Raw genomic sequence first — 22,259 nt, 5'->3', positions numbered from 1 at the left:
GTCAGTATGATATTAAAGCAATAAACCTATGAATTATCGCATACTGAAGGAAATTGATCATGATAGGTCCAAAAATTACATTTATCGGCGCTGGCTCCACCGTTTTCGTTAAACATATTCTTGGCGATGTATTTCACCGCTCGGCATTGAAAAATGCCCATATTGCATTAATGGATATTGACCAGCGTCGTCTAGAAGAATCACATATTGTAGTTGAGAAACTGATGAAATCAGCTCAAGCTACTGGAAAAATAAGTTGTCATTCAGATCAAAAAGAAGCCCTAAAAGATTCTAATTTTGTCATCGTTGCCTTTCAAATTGGGGGTTATGAGCCTTGTACAGTCACTGACTTTGAAATCTGTAAAAAGTATGGTGTAGAACAGACAATTGCGGATACATTAGGTCCTGGTGGTATTATGCGCGCACTGCGGACCATTCCTCATTTATGGAAAATCTGTGATGATATGACCGATGTTTGTCCTGAAGCCACTATGCTCAATTATGTCAATCCAATGGCGATGAACACTTGGGCAATGTATGCAAAATATCCACATATTAAACAAGTAGGTTTGTGCCACTCAGTGCAAGGTACCGCAGAAGAATTAGCCCGTGATCTAGATATTGATTACCAAGATTTACGTTATCGCAGCGCAGGGATCAACCACATGGCATTCTATCTTGAACTAGAGAAAAGAAATGCCGATGGCTCATACTCAAGTATTTATCCTGAATTATTAAAAGCTTATGAAGCAGGCATAGCGCCTAAAGATAATATTCACGGTAATACACGCTGTAAAAATATTGTACGCTATGAAATGTTCAAAAAACTGGGATATTTTGTCACTGAATCCTCTGAGCATTTTGCCGAATACACGCCTTATTTTATTAAACCGAACAGACCCGATTTAATAGAACGCTATAAAGTGCCATTAGATGAATATCCAAAACGCTGCGTTGAACAGATAGATAATTGGAATAAAGAATTAGCGGAATATAAAAATACTGATCGTATTGATATTAAACAATCAAACGAATATGCAAGTACCATTATTAACTCTATCTGGACCGGTACACCTAGCGTTGTTTATGGCAACGTACGTAATAACCAATTGATCGATAATTTACCTGAAGGATGCTGCGTTGAAGTAGCTTGTTTGGTCGATGCAATGGGGATCCGCCCAACAAAAGTTGGTAAAATTCCGAGCCATCTGGCTGCATTAATGCAAACCAATATCAACGTACAAATGTTATTAACTGAAGCCGTTATAAATCAAGATAAACAACAAATTTATCGTGCCGCATTATTAGATCCACATACCGCAGCGGTACTCGGTATCGATGAAATATATGCCTTAGTCGATGATTTAATTAAAGCCCACGGCAATTGGTTACCTGAGTGGATTCATAATTAATTATGAATAAAATAGTGCTGCCATAGCTATTATTCCATTAATATTTAATTATTTTATGGCTATTAGCTCGCAGCACCCAATGATAGATAACAGGGTAGTTGCAGGTAACTTCAACTAATAACCTTATGAGTATATCGATAAAAACTAAGCTCGGTTATGGATTTGGCGCCTTCGGTAAAGATTTTGCAATTGGTATTGTTTACATGTACTTGATGTATTATTACACCGATATTGTTGGCTTATCCGTTGGGGTAGTCGGCACTATTTTTCTGATTGCTCGTATATGGGATGCCATTAATGATCCAATAATGGGATGGATAGTTAATAATACCCGTTCTCGCTGGGGAAAATTTAAACCGTGGATCCTTGTCGGTACCATCGCCAATTCAATCGCCTTATTTCTATTATTCAGCGCCCACTTAATTGATGATAATTATCGCTTGGCTTATGTGGCGATTACTTATATCGCGTGGGGAATGACTTATACCATTATGGATATTCCATTCTGGTCTTTAGTCCCTACAATTACCTTAGATAAAAAAGAGCGCGAACAATTAGTTCCTTATCCTCGTTTTTTTGCTAGCTTAGCCGGCTTTGTTACTGCGGGTATTACCTTGCCTTTTGTTAATTATATCGGAGGTGAAGATAAAGGCTTTGGCTTTCAAATGTTCACATTAATTCTGATTTTGTTCTTTATTATTTCAACCATAGTAACCCTATGGTCAGTCAAAGAAGTTTACTCCTCCGGCCAAGTCATAAATGATCCTGATATTCATGTCAAACAAGAAGAAAGCTTAAACTTAAAAGAAATGATTAAGATTATTTTTAAAAATGATCAGCTTTTCTGTTTATTAGGCATGGCATTATCTTACAATATTGCCTCTAATATCATTACCGGATTTGCCATCTACTATTTTACCTATGTTATTGGTGATGATTCATTATTTCCTTATTATATGTCCTATGCTGGAGCCGCTAATCTTATTGCACTAATATTCTTCCACAAATTAGCCAGCTTCTTTGGCCGGCGGATATTATGGGCCTGTGCGTCTATTATGCCAATTTTGGGCTGTTGTGTTCTAGTATATTGCGCGATTATTGAAAGTCACAGCGCTAGTATTATCCTGTTTGCAGGAATGTTACTTAGCGTGGGCTCTGGGTTATTTTGGGTATTACAAGTTATAATGGTAGCGGACACGGTAGATTACGGGGAATATAAACTTAACGTTCGTTGCGAAAGTATCGCCTATTCAGTACAAACGCTAGTGGTGAAAGCCGGCTCTGCATTTGCAGCTTTCTTTATTGGTGTTATGTTAGCGATTGTCGGTTATATTCCAAATGCAATACAAAGCTTAGAAACAATAGCCGGGATGCAATATATAATGATTTTGCTACCCAGTATTTTCTTTGCGATTACCTTAATCCTCTACTTTAAATACTATAAATTGAATGGTGATTTCTTACGTAAAATCCAAATTACGCTACTGGATAAATACCGTAAAACGCCTAATTCAGAAATTATCTCACAGCATAAAACTGAATCAAGTACAATCATAATAGATAATGCTAAAATACTGTCTTAATATAGCTCAGACATAAATTATTATAAATACAATAGGAGAAAGCACTGGCTTTCTCCTATTAATTTAATTTGATTGATTTTATAGATACGAGAAAATTAATTAAATACACCCGTCGATAAATAACGATCACCACGATCGCAAATAATCGCAACTACTACAGCTCCCGGATTTTCTTTAGCTATTTTTAGCGCACTAAATACTGCGCCTCCTGAGCTCACGCCACAAAAAATACCTTCTTTCTGAGCCAGTGCTTTCATCGTATTTTCCGCATCAGTTTGGGTGACGTCTAAAATACTATCAACTAATTTAGGCTGAAAAATAGCGGGCAAATAATTAGGAGACCAACGCCGAATGCCAGGAATTTGGCTTTTTTCTGCCGGCTGCAAACCTATTATTTGCACATTATCTGATTTTGATTTTAAATATTGGCTAACACCAGTAATTGTTCCCGTAGTCCCCATACTGGAAACAAAATGAGTTATTTTACCGTCGGTTTGCTGCCAAATTTCTGGGCCAGTTGTTTTAAAATGGGCCAGTGAATTATCAGGATTATTAAATTGATCTAAAACTTTACCTTCACCTCTACGCTGCATTTCTTGAGCTAAATCTCGCGCCCCTTCCATGCCAACTTCACGACTGACCAAAATTAGCTCCGCGCCATAAGCACGCATTGATGCCTGACGCTCTAAGCTCATATTTTCTGGCATCAATAATTTCAAGTGATAGCCCTTTACTGCTGCAATCATGGCTAAGGCGATCCCTGTATTGCCGCTAGTTGCCTCAATTAAGGTGTCACCCGGTGTGATTTCTCCCCGTAATTCAGCCTGACTAATCATCGAGAGAGCCGCTCTATCTTTGACCGAACCTGCGGGATTATTACCTTCCAGCTTGACCCATACTTGTGCATCAAATCCTTGCGTTAACCGCTGTAACTGTACTAACGGCGTATTCCCGATAAATTGATCCAGACTTACCACAGTCAAATCCTTCTTATAATTTTAAATAATAATAAATCAGTACAGTAAAGATACTAGCGCAATAAATAATTACACGCACTCTTGTTGCCTGCCATAATGAAAAAATTTCAAGCCGAATAACTTTATCCGCATAAAGTCATTCAGTCTGAAATAAGATTGCTAGCTAATAACCTTGGCTACTAATAAGCTTTTTTAGGAATAACACATCACCATTATTATATAAACACTATTTAAGCACTACATGCTAATTCTCGTAACATTACTTGGTTATTATCTTGGTAAATACGCAGCTGTTTGGTACCTAAAAAATAATGTTCACCGCGCACAGGAATATTCGCGCCAGACTGCCAAACGACTGAAATCGGCAACTGACCCCAACCCAATGGCTGTACTGTCAATTGCCAAAAGTGACCACGAGGCCCCGCTTCAATAATTTTTACGGGAAGCTGATGAAAACTATCACTTTGTTGAGCTAAACTAATTTCCCACGGGCGCATAAATACATCTACAGCACCTTGTTCAATAGGGGTATGTTGTAAACCAAAACTATACTTATCAATTAATAATTGAGATCCTTTGATAACGCCAGATAAATGATTTACTTCCCCCATAAACTCTAAAACAAAACGCGTCTCTGGTGTATGCCAAATTTGTTCCGGTGTACCCACTTGTTCAATATGTCCTTGGCTCATAACCACAATTTTATCAGCCACTTCCATGGCTTCTTCCTGATCATGGGTTACAAATACACTGGTGAATTTTAGCTCTTCATGTAATTGGCGTAGCCAACGTCTTAATTCCATACGCACTTGGGCATCCAGTGCACCAAAAGGCTCATCAAGCAATAAAATTTGAGGCTCAACAGCCAATGCTCTAGCTAAAGCTACCCGCTGTTTTTGTCCTCCAGATAATTGGGCGGGAAAACGCTGAGCCAAATGAGATAGCTGAACCATTTCAAGTAATTTCATTACCTTATGCTTAATTTCATTTACAGAAGGGCGCTGTTTACGCGGCAATACCGTTAAGCCAAAAGCCACATTGTCAAACACACTCATATGTCGAAACAATGCATAATGCTGAAAAACAAACCCAACTTGGCGATCTTTAGCGTGCAAACGGCTAACATCTCGCTCATGAAATTTTAAATGCCCTCGGCTCTGTTGCTCTAATCCCGCAATAATCCTTAACAAGGTAGTTTTCCCTGAGCCCGAAGGCCCAAGCAAAGCCATCATTTCACCAGATGGGATATCCAAAGAAATATCGCGTAAAACTTGTGTGCTACCAAAATATTTACTGATGTTTTCTATCTGAATACTCATAACCTGTTTACTCCTGAATCGGTTAACTCCCGGCCGAGTTTTGCTGATGGTCTAAACGCCATTGCAGTGCACTTTTAATAATCAGCGTGATTATCGCAATCAATGCTAAAATACCAGCAGCAGTAAATGCCCCGACCGTATTGTAATCCTGATGTAATAACTCAACCTGTAAAGGCAACGTATATGTTTCTCCGCGTATGGCACCTGAAACTACAGAAACGGCGCCAAATTCACCAATTGCTCGAGCGTTGGTCAACACTACTCCGTACAATAAGGCCCACCGAATATTCGGTAATGTTACACGCCAAAACATTTTCCAACCCGAGGCGCCTAATAGCACCGCGGCTTCATCCTCTTGGCTACCTTGGCTTAGCATCAATGGCACTAACTCACGGATAACAAACGGACAGGTTACAAAAATAGTTACCAAAGCCATCCCCGGCCAAGAGAACATTAGCTGAATATCAAAACCTTCCAGCCATTGACCAAACCAGCTGTTCGAACCATAAAATAGTAAATACAGCAGGCCGGCGACCACTGGTGAAACCGCAAATGGAATATCAATGAGTGTCAACAGTAACTGGCGACCGGGAAATTTAAACCGCGTCACTAGCCATGCCATCATAACCCCAAAAACCAGATTAACCGGCACAGTGATAAGAGCAATAAATACTGTTAAACCAATCGCATGGAGCATATCAGGATCCACTAAATTGAGCAGAACCTGATCAATACCTTTAGCAAAAGCAGTCATGAATATCCAAATAATTGGGATCACTAATAGCAGCAGTGAAAATAATAACCCGATGATAATCAAGCTCCACTTAGCCCAATTTATTGGCGCTCGAGTAGCCTGTCTTAATGGTGTAATATCAGCCATCATTTGCCCCCTAAGCGTTTACCAAAACGACTTTGTACGATATTCGCGCTAAATAATAGCAGCAGTGAGACCGCCAAAATAACCGAGGCAATAGCACTCGCAGCTGCAAAATCAAACTGTTGCAACTGGCTGAAAATCATTAAAGAAACCACTTCAGTTTGCCATGCAATATTGCCAGCAATAAAAATTACCGCGCCAAACTCACCTAAGCTACGTGTAAATGACAGAACAGTTCCGGCCAATAATGCCGGCGATAATTCCGGTAATACTACACGTCTAAATGCTTGCCAGCGGGTTGCCCCTAACGTTTGTGCCGCCTCTTCATATTCGGGTCCTAACTCTTCCAATACCGGTTGTACGGTTCTGACCACAAACGGGATGCTAGTAAACGCCATTGCTACAGAAATACCCAGCCACGTATTCACCACTTTAATATCAAATTGATGTAAAAATTGCCCATACCAACCTGATGTCGCGAATAAAGTCGCCAATGTTAACCCTGCAACCGCCGTCGGTAAGGCAAAAGGTAGATCAACTAGACCATCCAGTAAAGTTCGACCAGGAAAACGGTAACGAGTTAATATCCAAGCTAAAATCATCCCAAATACCGCATTAAAAAGACTCGCGGCTAATGCTGCCAGTAAAGTGACTTTATAGGCTGCAACTACTTGCGGGTAACTGATCACTGTCCAATATTGTTCCCATGTCATGCTCGACAATTGCACGACTAATGCACTTAGTGGCAACAATAATATTAGGCAGGTATACAATAAACTACTGCCTAATGTCAGACCAAATCCAGGTAAAAATCGTTTCCCAGCGCCAAACATTACTTACGCCCTTCAGCCAATAGCTGATCCAGTTTACCACCAGTCATAAAATGATTAGTCATAACTTGAGGCCAGCTACCAAATTGCTGTTCAACAGTAAATAGTTTGGTCTGAGGGAATTTATTACTATATTTTTCCATCACTTGCTTATCGTTAACTCGATAATTAAAACTAGTAATAATTTCTTGAGCCTCTGGGCTATATAAATAATTTAAATAGGCCTTTGCCACCGCCTCATTACCGTTTTTTTGAATATTTTTATCTACCCAAGTCACTGGAAATTCAGCTAAAATATCCACTGGTGGTACAATAACTTGATAATTATCTTCACCATATTGCTGACGAATATTATTCACTTCAGATTCAAAACTAATAAGTACATCACCTAAATTACGTTCAATAAATGTGGTGGTTGCTCCCCGCCCGCCGGTATCAAAAACCTCGACATTCTGTAAAAATTGTTTCATTTGCTGATAAGTTTTTGCTTGATCGCCGCCATTTTGTTGTTGAAACGCTCCCCAAGCTGCAAGATAGGTATAGCGCCCATTGCCTGAAGTTTTGGGGTTAGGAAAAATTAATTTAACATCTTGACGGACTAAGTCATCCCAACTATGAATGCCTTTAGGATTATCCTTGCGTACCAAAAATGCCATAGTGGAATAATATGGCGAGCTATTATTAGGTAATCGAGATTGCCAATCTGCCGGAATTAAATTACCGCGATCATGTAAAATTTGTACATCCGTCACTTGATTGTACGTCACTACATCGGCTTTTAAACCTTGTAAAATAGCTAGTGCTTGTTTTGATGATCCGGCATGTGACTGTTTAATAGTTAATTTGTCATCGGGATGTTGCTGCTGCCATTGTTTTTCAAAAGGCGGATTTAGTGCAGTAAATAACTCCCTCGCAACATCATAAGAGCTATTTAATAATTCAGCACTCAGCACTTGAGGGCTAGCAAACAGAGTGCATGCCGTTAAGCTGGCGAGTATGGTTTTTTTGATTGATTTAGTTTTAATCAGTATCGTTTTCATTAATCACCTGCTTATTAAATGAAATATTTACAAACTATGCTGTTACTTTATCCGCTTTGTTTATAACTGTGTAGCTATGTATTCCTTTTTAATATAACAAATTCGCATTAGAAAGATAAAAATGCAATAAGCCTATTAAATTCTTTATATTTCAAATCATTAGGGGTATAAGTTCGATTGAAGGATATTCATTTGAATAGTAAAAAAGACGTGATTTAGCGCTGTGAACATAAATAAGCAGAGATTATCTTCAACTGCATATAAATAAATAACATCACGAAGCAATATACTCGCGCAAATATAAGCTGCATCCTTGCAGCTCTCGAACATTAATAATTATAATTAATTACTCCTGCTATATTAATTATAAAGATAGCAGCGTTTCGATTGAGGGTGCAAAATAATAGCTACCAGACACCGCTTTAGTCATACGTAAGAGATCATCATGCTTACCATCTAATTCGCCAAACATACTTAATAACTGCTTCTCTATATTATACAAGCGACTGCAGTAAGCGATAAAATATAGTCCATGTTTTCCGCTCGCGGTTCCATATGGCAAGCTATGGCGCATAATTGCTAACTCACCTTCCCCTTCATCCAGTGCAACGCGAGAAACATGAGACGTAATATTGCGAGCATCTTCGTCCAACTCAATACTGTCTTTTTTAGTTCGGCCAATCATTTTCTCTTGTTCGTGTTCAGAGAAGCGCGCCCATTTATCCAGATTATGTTCATAACGCTGAACCAGAATATAGCTTCCACCCATATCAATCCCTTCAGGGATCAGTGTAACTTCTTCGCGTTCTTCACCTTGTGGATTTTCTGTTCCATCGATAAAACCGCTTAAATCGCGTTCTTCTACCCAACGAAAACCGTGGATCTCTTCTTCAACGTGAATTACGTTGCCAAATGCTTTCAAGGCGGCTTGGGCTAAAGAGAAATTAATATCATGGCGTTGCGACTGGATATGAATAAACATATCGCGCTGTGTTGCTGGAGCTAATCCTTTACCTAATGGCTGAAAAGGTTTAAGTTCAGGGGCGCTTTCTGCTGTAGATAATTGCTTCCAGACATCGGAACCAAAGGCCACAACTGCGCCGAGACGATCGCTTGGATATTCAGGTTGTAGTTTCTGTAATTCAGCAATAAAACGTTGGCACCCAGCTTTAATTTCGTCTAGTGGACCCTGGATCATCGCTTCAATAAAAATACCAAAACGACTATGATCTAATAAGATGCCACTCTGAGAATGAGACATAAAAAAAACCCTTAACAATGGATAAAATATAACCCCTACATATTTCATACTATTTTCATCGCGAAAATAATTGAGCTATATAGTTGAGCTATTTAGAATAATTATTGGCACTAATAATAACTGATTTATATTAAGAATCATCTTGTTTTAAAACAATTTTTTGTAGATGATCAAAAAATTACCCTAAACTTACATTTAGGGTAATTGCATTTAAATGAAATCAATAATCAGAAATAAATAATTTCAATCGACCGTTATTTGCGCCAAATAATCTGATTGATTTTCCAATGTTGTAGCACATCATCTGACGGCATTAATCCTTCTGGCCCTTGCCACTTACCAGTAAATCGATAACTGATATTTTTGCTTTGTGGAGATTGACACTCAATAGTGGGCTGCTGATTAATCATCTCACCTTGTTCACAGACGCCATAAGCTTGCTGATAAATAGTTGAAAACGCATCGCCAATTTGAGTTCCCCAAGATGTTTTTACTTGAGAATCACTCACAATAATTGTCGATACGTTCCCTCCTTCAGGACCAATAACGTCAATTTTAACCTGTTCATCGTTCATTCCCTGATAAACAGCTAAAATCTGACCTTTACTAGTTTGCATACCCGAACGTAAGCGATATTTATTGTCTAACTGCTCACTAATCGTACTTTGGATCATTGGTGAAGAACTGGTTACTTTTCCAACGCCTTGCGGGGTAATTTCTAGCGAATGACCAAACCAATTCATCGGTGACAAACTGGACCAAAAAGCGCCCGTACCAGCACATCCACCCAGCATCAACGCACTGCTGATTAATGCCAAGCGAAGCGGAAGCGTTATCTTAGTGCCTTTATTTTGCATCTGATCCTCGATTGTACGGTGTTAATCTCTAATGTGAGTTGTGACAACGAAAATAATAAAACATTCATTATCATCTTAGCTAATTGACGAATAAATAAGATAAAGTGAAAAATAGTCGCTTGGATAGCAATATCAAAAATGAAGGTTGAAACATCATTATTCATTCGTAATTTTAGAATTATTTGCTCAGTATATTAAATTTTATTGTGCGATTATCAGTATACAATTAAGCCTATTAAATCACGCGATACAAATTAATGACTAGCTCAGAATGCAGTTCCATCATTCAGTCGTTTATTATAAATTAAGCGTGCCGGTTGCTCGTCTTCATATTCCATTTTTTCAAACATGCAAATAGCTGAGTCATATTCTTCATTAACTAATAATTCTATAACAGGGCAACCTTGCGCTAATAATTTTTTCTCTAAACGACTAATCAAGGCATTAGCAATTCCTCGACCACGATATTCAGGATGAACTGCAAGATAATATGCCCGGCCTCTTACACCATCATAACCGCCCATTACTGTTCCAACAATTTCGCCGGTTACTTCTGCAACTAAGAAAAGATCGGCGCCACACTGTAATTTGCGTTCAATAATTAATTCAGGATCATAACCGAATTCATTAAGTTCGCAGCGCTCCCACAGCATCAGCACATCTTCAAAATCACCTTGACGAAAAATACGTATTTCCATGTTAATTACCTGTTTATACTGATTACTCTTTCATTATCTCTGCTTTTTTTACAGGATCAATATTAAAAATGAGTTTCACTATTAAAAAGGCTATACTTAACTCATAAATTTAATCAATAACTACGAAAAACACAGTATGGAACTCCCTGATATCTCTCGTATTAAACAATTTCTACTCGACTTACAAGATAGAATTTGCCAGCAAATTGCCAATATAGATGGTAAAAGCACATTTGAAGAACAAGTATGGGATCGCCCTGAGGGTGGAGGAGGCCGTAGCCGTGTACTTCGTGCTGGCGCTATTTTTGAACAAGCCGGTATTAATTTTTCCCATGTAAGTGGTGCCCAGTTACCCGGTTCAGCCACAGCACATCGGCCAGAGCTTGCCGGACGCAGTTATCAGGCCATGGGCGTTTCTCTAGTCATTCATCCGCTGAACCCATATATTCCAACTACTCATGCTAACGTCCGCTTTTTTATTGCCGAAAAACACGGTGAAGCTCCAGTGTGGTGGTTTGGAGGAGGATTTGATTTAACCCCTTATTATGGATTCGATGAAGATGTTATTCATTGGCATACCGTGGCACGCGATCTATGCACACCTTATGGCGAGCAGGTCTACCCTAAATACAAACGCTGGTGTGATGATTATTTCTATCTTAAACACCGAAATGAACCGCGTGGTGTGGGTGGCCTATTTTTTGATGATTTAAATCAGCCTGATTTTGCGACTAGTTTTCAATTTACTCAAGATGTCGGCAATGCTTTTTTAGCTGCATATGTACCAATAGTCACACGCCGTCAAAATCATACTTGGGGGGAGCGTGAACGCCAATTTCAATTATATCGCCGCGGGCGCTATGTCGAATTCAATCTAGTTTGGGATAGAGGCACACTATTCGGCCTACAAAGTGGCGGAAGAACTGAATCGATTTTAATGTCTCTGCCACCATTGGTACGCTGGGAATATGATTATTCTCCAGAACCTGGTTCTGAAGAAGAAAGACTATATCAGCATTTTTTAGTCCCGCATAAAGAATGGATTTAGTATCAAATATAAATCACCATAATTAACTGAATAAATACAGTATTTTTATAAGTACTGTATTTATTTGTGACTAAAAAACTCAATCCCTAATAAAAAACGTTATCATTCAAAGCTTTATAAAATTTCCATTTCGCGATAATAATCAATTCCCTTAATCCGAAATGAGATTTATTTATGAATAATACCTTAGGTCGTACCTTTGTTTCTCCCTTACTAATAAAAGCTTTGAATGACGAAGATGAGTGTCCTAATCTAGCCTCAACACTTATCCATACTAATGCGGTTATGAACCAATCATATGATGAAGATGAAATTATAGAACATCGTCGAGCATTTTATGATGATCAAACGGTATTATATAATAACTACCGTATTATACGTGATGCACAGCAACAAGTTGAAAATGAACAACATAATCATTTATCTTTACCAATTTGCCGCCGTTATCCTTCGAATTCGACTCTTGCCCCAACCACCCCACATTTGGCGCATGAAGATTTCCCAGTAGTATTAACTGAAGGTGAAATAAAAGCTCAACAACCAATAGCTCATTTTATCTATGATAAAATAGGCATTATTTCTCAGTTCTTTGCTGAAAAATTAAATATTAGTGATGTACTAGGCTGCCGTAGTGAAGTAAATGCAATTATTCATTATGGTAAAAATTACGCCAATGCTTTTTGGAATGGCCAAGCCATATTCTTCGGTGATGGGGATGGTCGTAGAATGGGCGCGTTTTATAATGATATAGATATTATTGCTCACGAACTCAGTCACGGATTTATTACTTCAAATGCTAATTTTACCTATTTATTCCAGTCAGGAGCATTAAATGAATCCGTTGCTGATGTTTTTGGTATCATGGTAAAACAGTATATTCAGCAGCAAGATGTACATCAATCAAATTGGTTACTGGGAGAAAATTTATTTCTAGATAGACAACGTGCACCAGGGCTACGTTCAATGTCGGATCCTGGCAGTGCTTTCTATTTCTCAGCGAGTATCAAAGATGACCAAGTGGGTCATATGAATAAATACCGTTATTTATCGATTTATCAAGATAATGGTGGCGTACATAGTAATTCAGGGATCCCAAATAAGGCATTTTACTTATTAGCCAAATCATTAGGCGGCTATTCATGGGAAAGAGCGGGTAAAATCTGGCTTAATGCATTACTGGATGAAAATGCTAATCCATCGACTGATTTTAGGCAATTTGCTAAATTGACCGTAAAACATGCATCACAATTATTTAGCATAGACGTTGCTTATAAAACTCGAAAAAGCTGGTTTGATGTTGGAATAGATACGTAATTTACATTACTGGTTTTAAAGGATAAATCATCTAATTGATAGTGCGATAAAAATATACCCCAAACATGTTTTTGCACGATTATCACTAAAAAGCAAACTACATAACTTGGGGTATAGTTATCATTGAAAAGTTAATTATTAACCTTTTTTCAAATGACTTAGTAGGCGTTTACGTTTACGCAACTGGGTAGCAGTTAACACATTCTTTTTATCGGCAAATGGGTTAACGGACTCTTTAAATTGGATACGTATTGGTGTACCCATGACTTTTAATGATTTACGGAAGTAATTCATCAAATAACGTTTATACGAATCAGCCAAATCAGAGACTTGGTTACCATGAATAACCACAATTGGTGGATTATGTCCCCCCGCATGGGCATATTTCATTTTCACACGGCGACCACGGATCATTGGAGGCTGATGATCATCCTCCGCCATCTTCATAATTCGTGTGAGCATAGAGGTACTAACGCGACGCGTTGCTGATTCATAGGCTTCTTGAATAGACTCAAACAAGTTACCCACACCACTGCCGTGTAACGCAGAAATAAAGTGAATACGGGCAAAATCGACAAAACCAAGGCGCAATTCAAGCATATCTTTAACGTGGTCACGATCTTCTTGTGACATGCCATCCCATTTATTAACGGCAATCACTAAAGAACGGCCTGAATTCAAAATAAAGCCCAGCAGAGATAGATCCTGATCAGAAATGCCTTCACGAGCATCAATAACTAGCAGCACCACATTGGAATCTTCAATCGCTTTCAATGTCTTGATTACTGAGAATTTTTCAACTGTTTCAGTAACTTTACCGCGCTTACGTACTCCAGCCGTATCGATAATGATATATTCACGGCCATCTCGCTCCATTGGAATATAAATACTGTCGCGAGTTGTGCCAGGCATATCAAAAACAATCACTCGATCTTCGCCTAAAATACGGTTAGTCAGCGTTGATTTCCCTACATTTGGACGACCAACAATTGCCATTTTAATCGGCAGTGTCGATGGATCAAAATCTTCTTCTTCTTCGGCAGCTTCTAATGCTTCAGCTTCCATTGCAGCCCAATATGCGGCATTTTCTTCTTCATCCGTGAGTTCAACCTCTTCTTCCTTAGGATAAAAAGGTTTTAAACATTGCTCAATCAGCTGAGTAATGCCGCGACCATGAGATGCTGCAATAGAATGGATCTCGCCTAATCCTAAAGAATAAAAATCACCGATAGAGGTATCAATATCAATACCATCAGTTTTATTCGCCACTAAATAAGTTTTTTTCTTGCGGCTACGTAAATGCTTCGCGATACCCTGATCTGCCGGCATAAGTCCTGCTCGGGCATCGACTAAAAATAATACAATATCTGCTTCTTCAATAGCTTGCAGTGATTGTGATGCCATATGGGTTTCAACGCCATCTTCGGCACCATCAATACCCCCCGTATCGATAATAATGAATTCCTGTCCCTCTACTTCAGCTCGACCGTATTTACGGTCACGAGTTAAACCAGGGAAATCAGCAACCAGTGCATCTCGGGTACGGGTTAATCGGTTAAATAACGTGGATTTTCCTACGTTCGGACGCCCAACCAGCGCAACGACAGGTATCATCTTTGGTGCCTCACAACTTAAATTTACAATAACGATTCTGAGGCTTAAACAACATAGCCTTCTCAGAAAACAAAAAAACGAAACGGCCCCTGTCTTTCAGGAACCGTTAATTTTAGCTATAAAATCACAGAATGTCAGAAAATTAACGCGTTAACAGATAGACTTTTCCGTTTCTCGCTTGAACCATCAGTTTATCACTGGCGACTACTGGACGGCTTAACAAGCCAGAACTGTTAATTTTATTCTGTGCAACAAAACTACCATTACTCATATCTAGCCAATGCAAATAGCCTTCGCCATCACCCACAACCAGATAGCCATTATACATTTCAGGCGGTGTCAAATTACGATGCAACAACTCTTCTTGCGTCCATAATGTCACACCATCACTTTTACGAATCGATAATACACGGTCATTCTGATCAACCAAATACAGGTTTTCGCCCGAGACAACCATATTATTGACTGAACCTAAATCACGTTTCCAAGTTACTTGACCAGAACGCATATCTAGGGCTGATAAAGTTCCGTTATAACCGATAGCATAAATAATGCCATCGTCAATAATTGGAGTCATATCAACATCGTTCAAGCGGCCGATTTCAGTAGAACTTGTTATCTGAGATATACGCTGTTGCCAAATTAATTGGCCCTGAGACAGCAATACGGCACTAACACGGCCATTATCTCCCCCCACAACAGCAGCACCATAGGCAATAGCGGGTGCTGATTCTCCGCGTACAGATAATGATGGAGTATCCATATTGACACTCCATTTCAGTTCACCGGTGTTTTCATCCAATGCCTGTAACATGCCATTGCTAGTATGCGTCAGTACCAGACCTTCACCGACTACAGGGCGCGAAAGTGCTTCACCAGCAACATCAACATCCCAAATAACTTGGCCGTCTTCTTTATTCAGCGCGATCATTTTAGCGCGTTCGGTACCAATAAATAATTTGTCACCAGATACAGCTAAACCGCCAGAAAGTAACGCGGATAAATTGGCAGACAGAAAGCCTGTTCGTTTAGACAAGTCAACTGACCAAATCTCTTTTCCACTGTCTAACTCAAACGCTTTCACTAAACCTTTGCGATCTGCGGCATAAACAGCGGTGCCATCCCAGATAGGTGATAAGTCAGAATAAAATTCTCCAACACCATCGCCTACTGATCTGTCCCAGACAATACTTGGGGTAAACTGATTTTCAACTTGTGGCAATGGCGCCATAACAATTGAGTCAGTTTCGCTCGAACAGCCCACTAAAAGAACAGAAGCGACCAGACCAACTAAAAGTGTTTTCCGCAGCTGCATGTTTATCGTTCCCTTTATTCGTTGTTAGTTAGACACATTATTCAGTTTCAGGGTCATCAAAGATTTCAGTGCCTGAGAACCATCCGCTTCTAATCCTTTGCTATAAGCAGCTTTGGCGCCAGCTTTGTCGCCTTTGTGCAATAACGCATCGCCACGGACATTCTCTGCTGCAGTCCCCCAACCTTTCCCGGTAATTTTATCCAAAGAAAGAATGGCTGCATCAGCCTTATTCTGTGCCAACTGAACACGTGCAAGACGAAGATGGATCAAATCCTTGAGCTCATCTGTTTTTGCTTTTTCTATTGCAGCAGTTAATGATTTCTCTGCATCAGCTAACTTATTATTTTCAACCGCGAGCTGTGCTAATTGTAAATCTATCAACGCGCTATAAACATCTTTGGTATCTGCGGCAAATTTTTCTGCCGTAGCCACTGATTCAGCTGAACCGGTATGTAATTGTGCTGAAACTTTTTCAAAAGTCTGTGCACTTTCCTGTAACTGGTTGGTCTGATGAGACTGCCAGTAATTCCAGCCGACAACCGCACCAATGCCTAAAACTAGGCCAATGACTATCGCTTTACCATTGTCGATAAAGAAATTCTTAATTGCATCTACCTGTTCATTCTCATTGGTATAGACTTCCACAAGTCTCTCCTTAACCTAACAGTTCAGTCAAATGTGCCGTAATATCATGCTGTGCAATAGTATTTTGCTGACCATTGCGTAAATCTTTAACCGTTACTTGTCCTTCACGGATTTCATCTTCACCGAGAATTAACGCGACTTTAGCTCCGTGTTTATCCGCACGACTCAACTGCTTCTTAAAGTTACCACCACCGTGGTTAGTCATCAGTCGCAGTGATGGCATTTCATCACGAATTTTTTCCGCTAACAACAATACCGCAGGTTTGCTATCGGTGCCAAATGAAGCAAAATAGACATCGGCGACTGCGGTACCTGCTGTAAATTCGGGGTTAACTTCTTGCACCAGCAGAACCATACGCTCCATGCCCATAGCAAAACCTACCGCTGGCGTAGAATGGCCACCTAATTGAGCTACCATACCATCATAACGCCCGCCCGCACATACTGTTCCTTGCGCGCCTAATGCTGTTGTTACCCACTCAAAAACAGTACGATTGTAATAATCTAAGCCACGAACTAAACGCTGATTAATACGATACGTTATACCAGCTGCATCTAGCAATGCACATAAACCTTCAAAATGCTGTTTAGATTCATCATCAAGATAGTCAAAAAGTTTTGGTGCATCATTTAATAATTGTTGTACACCAACATTTTTAGAATCTAAAACTCGCAAAGGATTAGTGTACATACGACGCTGGCAATCCTCATCGAGACTCTCTTTATGCTGCTCTAAGAATTCAACCAACGCATCGCGATAACTTGCACGAGCTTCGACTGAACCAATCGAGTTCAGTTCCAATGTTACGTGCTCTGCAATACCTAATGCCCGCCACCAGCGTGCGGTCATCATAATAATTTCAGCATCAATATCGGGACCCGCTAAACCAAAAACTTCTGCCCCCATTTGGTGAAATTGACGATAACGCCCTTTTTGTGGTTTTTCATAGCGGAACATTGGACCAAAATACCACAAACGTTGTTCCTGATTGTACAGCAAACCATGCTCGATACCTGCACGCACACAACCGGCAGTATTCTCAGGGCGCAGGGTTAAGCTTTCTTCATTGCGGTCGTTGAAAGTGTACATTTCCTTTTCAACCACATCGGTAACTTCACCGATAGCTCTGCGGAATAGCGGGGTATGCTCTACAATCGGGGTACGGATCTCACTGAAACCATAACCGCGTAAAATACCTTTTAGTGTCTCTTCAATTTTCTGCCATACTCGAGTATCTGCTGGCAAATAATCGTTCATACCACGAATGGCTTGGATATTTTTTCCCACGTTATTTCTCTATTTTTCAACAATCACATGGCTCTGATTATAAAAGCGAAGTGTTATTAGGTTCAATCAACAAACAACAATAATGCCACTGAAAGTGGAAATATTTTGTCTTACCTGATGTTATTTACATCTAAGGTATGGCTAATTGAGTGCAAATCCTATCGTTCACTTAATTAATCGAGATGATATTGGTATTAAAGTAAAAACAAAACTGGCTCATTAATCGATGAGCCAGTTTAAATTAATTATCGATTTGGTTAATCTCGATACGTTTCTTTTCGTCCATAATAGCTGCTTTAGCGCGAATTTTAGCTTCTAGTTGATCAATCATATTATTGTTGTCTAAGCGTTCTTTCTGACGAACACCATCTTCATAGAAACCACTTTTTGTTTTCGCACCCGCGATACCCATTGTCGAAACTTCAGCTTCGCCGGGACCATTAACCACACAACCAATAATCGAAATATCCATTGGCGTTACAATATCTTCCAGCCGTTCTTCTAGCGCATTGACGGTACCAATAACATCAAATTCTTGACGTGAACAAGTTGGACAAGCGATAAAATTAATCCCTCGTGCCCTGATGCGCAGTGATTTTAAGATATCAAAACCTACTTTAACCTCTTCAATCGGGTCTGCAGCTAAAGAAATTCTCAGCGTATCGCCAATCCCTTCAGATAATAGCATACCTAATCCAATCGCTGATTTTACTGAGCCTGCCCGCGCCCCACCTGCCTCAGTGATTCCCAAATGCAGTGGCTGATCAATTTTTTGTGCCAGTAAACGATAAGAACCCACCGCTAAGAACACATCCGAGGCTTTGACACTGACTTTAAATTGGTGGAAGTTTAGCCTATCTAAAATATCAACATGGCGCATTGCAGATTCAACCAATGCTTCTGGCGTAGGTTCGCCATATTTCTCTTGAATATCCTTTTCTAGCGAACCCCCATTTACCCCAATACGAATAGGTATATTATAATGGCGAGCACAATCTACTACCGAGCGAATACGATCTTCACTGCCTATATTACCTGGGTTAATCCGCAAACAATCAACGCCATACTCCGCTACCTTCAATGCAATGCGATAATCAAAATGAATATCAGCCACTAAAGGAACATTAACTTGCTGTTTAATCAGCTTAAATGCCTCTGCGGCATCCATGGTAGGAACTGAAACGCGAACAATATCAACCCCGACCCGCTCTAATGCTTTAATTTGTCGAACCGTTGCTTCAACATCGGTAGTCCGTGTATTGGTCATCGACTGAACTGCAATAGGGGCACCATCTCCAATCGGAACATCGCCCACATAAATACGCGTAGATTTACGTCGTTTTATTGGTGATCTATTATTCATTTTTTTTATTCTCCGAGCTGCCCTATGACTATATTATTTATGACCATAGCCGTTGATTCATGTTCTTTATTACTGTGAATAATCTTATCGATTACTCGCTGCCTGTATTACTACGCAACCTGCACTATATACACATTAACTCGCTAAAAACTATCTTAATAGTGCGCGTATCTCGGTGAAATAATCCCTCAATAGTGCCTATCGATAGCATTAAGCTTCAGGTATTTTTAATTTTGCCGCGCGACTAGCTTTAACAAAACGGCTTAAATCAATATTTTTACCTTGGAATTGAACTTGAACATTAGCTGGTGCACCTAGAGTGACTTGATACGGTAATTTACCGGTCAAATTCAATGTATCACCACGTTTTTTCGTTCCGCTGAATAATACTTTTTTATTCGCATCACGAATATCTAACCAGCAATCACCGGTAAAATTCAGGTTCAATGTATCATTTTTAACGACAGCTGCAGGCTCTGCAGTCTCATTGTTTATCTGGCTACGATCGATGGGTGCGGGAGTCACTTGGCTGCCGGGCAAAGGAACAGTTCTGATAGTTTCTGGCTGCGTTACCGCAGCTTGAGTACGCGTATCGGAGGTTTCCTCTGATGCTATATTACTGGCCGCCGCCCCTTGTGATAAACTATCAAAGGGAGAGCTTGGTGTTGTAGGTTCATTGTGTTCCACAGTTTGAGACTTTTCATTATCTTGATCTTGCTGTGAAATGATCTTCTCATTCTGTTCTGCCATAGAAACAAACTCTTGTTTCTGAGCTTGGTGATCTTGCCACCACCATACACCAACCATAGCAATGAGAATGATAAATATAACCCACGTTAACTTCATCAGCCAGCCTTCACGTTTTTTACGCTTCTTGCCTAAAGAATAGCTCTGCATCGGTGAGACTTTGGCTTCTTGAATCGGGTTGTCTTTATTGAGCAATGCTAATATCTGCTGTTCTGGCAAATTAACCAGACGAGCATATAACCGCATATACCCCCTCAGAAAAGTCGGTTCAACGCCTGCGGGTTTACTATCTTCGTCTATCGCACGCACTATCGCCACTTTTAGGCACAAGCGTTCAGCTATAGTTTCTTGAGACAGCCCCATGGATTCCCGTGCTTGGGATAACAGTTGCCCGACAGTAAGTTGTGTATCTGATGTATTATTTTCGATATTCATTGGCTGACAACACTGATTCTGAGGTTAATAAAGATAAGATTGAATGACCGATTATAAACACACTCAATACTTATGGCGTAATATTTATCTGATTAATTTAATATTTTACATTAAATCCCAAGCAACGGTTGATAAATCCCCGGATAATCCTATTTATAATCATATGAACAATTTACTGTTCTCCTAGCAAATCTACGATATAACTATTTTTATATGATTATTTTTATCCCCTTATGGCTTATATCAACCATTGCTTGGTTACCCAGTCAATTAGCGATTAATTTACGTTAATCACTGAGTGTCAGCATAAATTATTTAGCGATAGCATAAAACTCTAGAACTCAGACTGCCTTAACCGAGATTGGTTCCCCAACCATACGCTTTTTTAACGTACGTTTAGTTCGGTCAATTACCTCACCCGCTAACTGACCACAGGCTGCATCGATATCGTCACCGCGAGTTTTGCGCACAATAGTGGTGAATCCATATTCCATCAATACTTTAGAGAAACGGTCGATTCTACTGTTTGAGCTACGGCCATAAGGTGCTCCCGGGAACGGATTCCATGGGATCAAGTTAATTTTACTCGGGGTATTTTTCAAACACTCAGCTAACTGGTGCGCTTGCTCTACACTGTCATTAACATGATCGAGCATCACGTATTCAACAGTAACTCGCCCTTGGTTAGCGTTAGATTTAGATAAATAACGGTTAACACTGTCGAGGAACATTTCAATATTGTATTTTTTATTAACCGGAACAATATCATCGCGCAATTCATCGGTTGGTGCATGTAGTGAAATAGCTAATGCAACATCAATCATATCGCCCAATTTATCCAGAGCTGGAACCACGCCTGAGGTTGATAAGGTTACACGGCGTTTTGATAAGCCAAAACCAAAATCATCCATCATGATTTCCATCGCTGGTACTACATTATTCAGATTAAGTAATGGCTCACCCATTCCCATCATCACGACGTTGGTAATTGGTCGACGTCCACTGGATTTTAGCGAACCGATAATTTTTGCAGCACGCCAAACTTGACCGATAATCTCCGAGACTCGCAGATTGCGGTTAAACCCTTGTTGTGCCGTGGAACAAAATTTACACTCTAACGCACAGCCCACTTGTGAAGATACACACAACGTTGCTCTGTCATCTTCTGGGATATAAACAGTTTCAACTTGTTGATCACCAACAGTAATAGCCCATTTAATCGTACCATCAGAAGAACGTTGTTCTTCTGCCACTTCTGGTGCACGGATCTCGGCAACTTGTTTCAATTTAGCGCGTAGCACTTTATTGATGTCAGTCATCTGATCAAAATCATCGTAGCAATAATGATATATCCATTTCATGACCTGATCGGCACGAAACGGCTTTTCGCCCATTTCAGCAAAAAACTGACGCATTTGTTTGCGATCTAAATCAAGTAGATTGATTTTTTCAGCCGGTTTTTCTGAAGGAATAGCAGGTGAAGTCGCACATTGTGCGGCACATTGTGCGTCGTTGGTTAGTTCGGACATTGTGGTTTGCCTCGTTGTTACACTTTACGGCGTATGCTGAGAATGATACTCAGCACGGCAATAAACAGATTTTCAAATAATAACAAAATAAATCGCCCTATTAATTA

General features: G+C 39.8%; 19 protein-coding genes. 4 read left to right on the top strand and 15 right to left on the bottom strand.

The window, feature by feature from the left end:
- The first annotated feature begins 56 nt into the window (after positions 1-56).
- The gene (melA, locus tag M992_RS07645; RefSeq protein ID WP_134473571.1) at positions 57-1,412 is read left to right on the top strand and encodes an alpha-glucosidase/alpha-galactosidase; all 1,356 of its coding nucleotides are present in this window, start codon (positions 57-59) and stop codon (positions 1,410-1,412) included.
- Positions 1,413-1,537: 125 nt separating this feature from the next.
- Positions 1,538-2,995, top strand: coding sequence for a melibiose:sodium transporter MelB (gene melB / locus M992_RS07640; RefSeq protein ID WP_053908016.1), 1,458 nt, complete (start codon positions 1,538-1,540; stop codon positions 2,993-2,995).
- A 95-nt stretch (positions 2,996-3,090) separates the two neighbouring features.
- Here melB and cysM read toward each other — a convergent pair whose 3' ends face one another.
- The 8 genes from cysM to M992_RS07600 form a co-directional block, all read right to left on the bottom strand.
- Positions 3,091-3,972 carry a cysteine synthase CysM gene (gene cysM / locus M992_RS07635; RefSeq protein ID WP_053908015.1) on the bottom strand — a complete coding sequence of 294 codons (882 nt, stop codon included), beginning with the start codon at positions 3,970-3,972 and terminating at the stop codon, positions 3,091-3,093.
- 230 nt (positions 3,973-4,202) lie between these two features.
- Complete coding sequence (cysA, locus tag M992_RS07630; RefSeq protein WP_053908014.1) at positions 4,203-5,291, bottom strand: sulfate/thiosulfate ABC transporter ATP-binding protein CysA; 1,089 nt, start codon at positions 5,289-5,291, stop codon at positions 4,203-4,205.
- A 22-nt stretch (positions 5,292-5,313) separates the two neighbouring features.
- Entirely contained in the window at positions 5,314-6,171 is an 858-nt protein-coding gene (gene cysW / locus M992_RS07625; protein ID WP_053908013.1) for a sulfate/thiosulfate ABC transporter permease CysW, read from the bottom strand.
- Positions 6,171-7,001 (bottom strand): sulfate/thiosulfate ABC transporter permease CysT, encoded by an 831-nt coding sequence (cysT, locus tag M992_RS07620; protein ID WP_047256054.1) that lies wholly within the window; start codon positions 6,999-7,001, stop codon positions 6,171-6,173. Before cysT ends, cysW begins: the two co-directional genes overlap by 1 nt.
- Positions 7,001-8,038 (bottom strand): sulfate ABC transporter substrate-binding protein, encoded by a 1,038-nt coding sequence (locus tag M992_RS07615; RefSeq protein WP_072165928.1) that lies wholly within the window; start codon positions 8,036-8,038, stop codon positions 7,001-7,003. Before M992_RS07615 ends, cysT begins: the two co-directional genes overlap by 1 nt.
- A 364-nt stretch (positions 8,039-8,402) precedes the next feature.
- Complete coding sequence (locus M992_RS07610) at positions 8,403-9,299, bottom strand: Dyp-type peroxidase (protein WP_053908012.1); 897 nt, start codon at positions 9,297-9,299, stop codon at positions 8,403-8,405.
- Between the two features lie 254 nt (positions 9,300-9,553).
- Positions 9,554-10,156 carry an RpoE-regulated lipoprotein gene (locus tag M992_RS07605; protein ID WP_053908011.1) on the bottom strand — a complete coding sequence of 201 codons (603 nt, stop codon included), beginning with the start codon at positions 10,154-10,156 and terminating at the stop codon, positions 9,554-9,556.
- Positions 10,157-10,422: 266 nt separating this feature from the next.
- A complete protein-coding gene (locus tag M992_RS07600) occupies positions 10,423-10,854 on the bottom strand; it encodes a GNAT family acetyltransferase (protein WP_047256050.1) in 432 nt (143 codons plus the stop codon).
- A 136-nt stretch (positions 10,855-10,990) separates the two neighbouring features.
- On the opposite strand from M992_RS07600, the gene hemF reads away from it, so the two are divergent.
- Together hemF and M992_RS07590 are read left to right on the top strand one after the other, a co-directional pair.
- Entirely contained in the window at positions 10,991-11,902 is a 912-nt protein-coding gene (gene hemF / locus M992_RS07595; protein ID WP_053908010.1) for an oxygen-dependent coproporphyrinogen oxidase, read from the top strand.
- Positions 11,903-12,076: 174 nt separating this feature from the next.
- Positions 12,077-13,216, top strand: coding sequence for a M4 family metallopeptidase (locus M992_RS07590; RefSeq protein ID WP_053908009.1), 1,140 nt, complete (start codon positions 12,077-12,079; stop codon positions 13,214-13,216).
- A 138-nt stretch (positions 13,217-13,354) separates the two neighbouring features.
- Here M992_RS07590 and der read toward each other — a convergent pair whose 3' ends face one another.
- The 7 genes from der to rlmN all read right to left on the bottom strand — a co-directional run bounded on the left by der (position 13,355) and on the right by rlmN (position 22,152).
- Positions 13,355-14,830 (bottom strand): ribosome biogenesis GTPase Der, encoded by a 1,476-nt coding sequence (gene der / locus M992_RS07585; protein WP_053908008.1) that lies wholly within the window; start codon positions 14,828-14,830, stop codon positions 13,355-13,357.
- Positions 14,831-14,972: 142 nt separating this feature from the next.
- The gene (bamB, locus tag M992_RS07580) at positions 14,973-16,145 is read right to left on the bottom strand and encodes an outer membrane protein assembly factor BamB (RefSeq protein WP_053908007.1); all 1,173 of its coding nucleotides are present in this window, start codon (positions 16,143-16,145) and stop codon (positions 14,973-14,975) included.
- A 24-nt stretch (positions 16,146-16,169) separates the two neighbouring features.
- Positions 16,170-16,790 (bottom strand): YfgM family protein, encoded by a 621-nt coding sequence (locus M992_RS07575; RefSeq protein WP_053908006.1) that lies wholly within the window; start codon positions 16,788-16,790, stop codon positions 16,170-16,172.
- A gap of 10 nt (positions 16,791-16,800) precedes the next feature.
- The gene (hisS, locus tag M992_RS07570; protein ID WP_053908005.1) at positions 16,801-18,078 is read right to left on the bottom strand and encodes a histidine--tRNA ligase; all 1,278 of its coding nucleotides are present in this window, start codon (positions 18,076-18,078) and stop codon (positions 16,801-16,803) included.
- A gap of 241 nt (positions 18,079-18,319) precedes the next feature.
- Positions 18,320-19,441, bottom strand: coding sequence for a flavodoxin-dependent (E)-4-hydroxy-3-methylbut-2-enyl-diphosphate synthase (ispG, locus tag M992_RS07565; RefSeq protein WP_053908004.1), 1,122 nt, complete (start codon positions 19,439-19,441; stop codon positions 18,320-18,322).
- A gap of 210 nt (positions 19,442-19,651) precedes the next feature.
- The gene (rodZ, locus tag M992_RS07560) at positions 19,652-20,623 is read right to left on the bottom strand and encodes a cytoskeleton protein RodZ (RefSeq protein ID WP_053908003.1); all 972 of its coding nucleotides are present in this window, start codon (positions 20,621-20,623) and stop codon (positions 19,652-19,654) included.
- Between the two features lie 341 nt (positions 20,624-20,964).
- Positions 20,965-22,152 carry a dual-specificity RNA methyltransferase RlmN gene (gene rlmN, locus M992_RS07555; RefSeq protein ID WP_053908002.1) on the bottom strand — a complete coding sequence of 396 codons (1,188 nt, stop codon included), beginning with the start codon at positions 22,150-22,152 and terminating at the stop codon, positions 20,965-20,967.
- Between the last annotated feature and the right edge of the window lie 107 nt (positions 22,153-22,259).

Source organism: Moellerella wisconsensis ATCC 35017 (assembly GCF_001294465.1).
Classification (GTDB): Bacteria; Pseudomonadota; Gammaproteobacteria; order Enterobacterales; family Enterobacteriaceae; genus Moellerella; species Moellerella wisconsensis.
The sequence above is the reverse complement of the archived record's forward strand: the minus strand, read 5'-3'. Positions and strand labels throughout refer to the sequence as shown.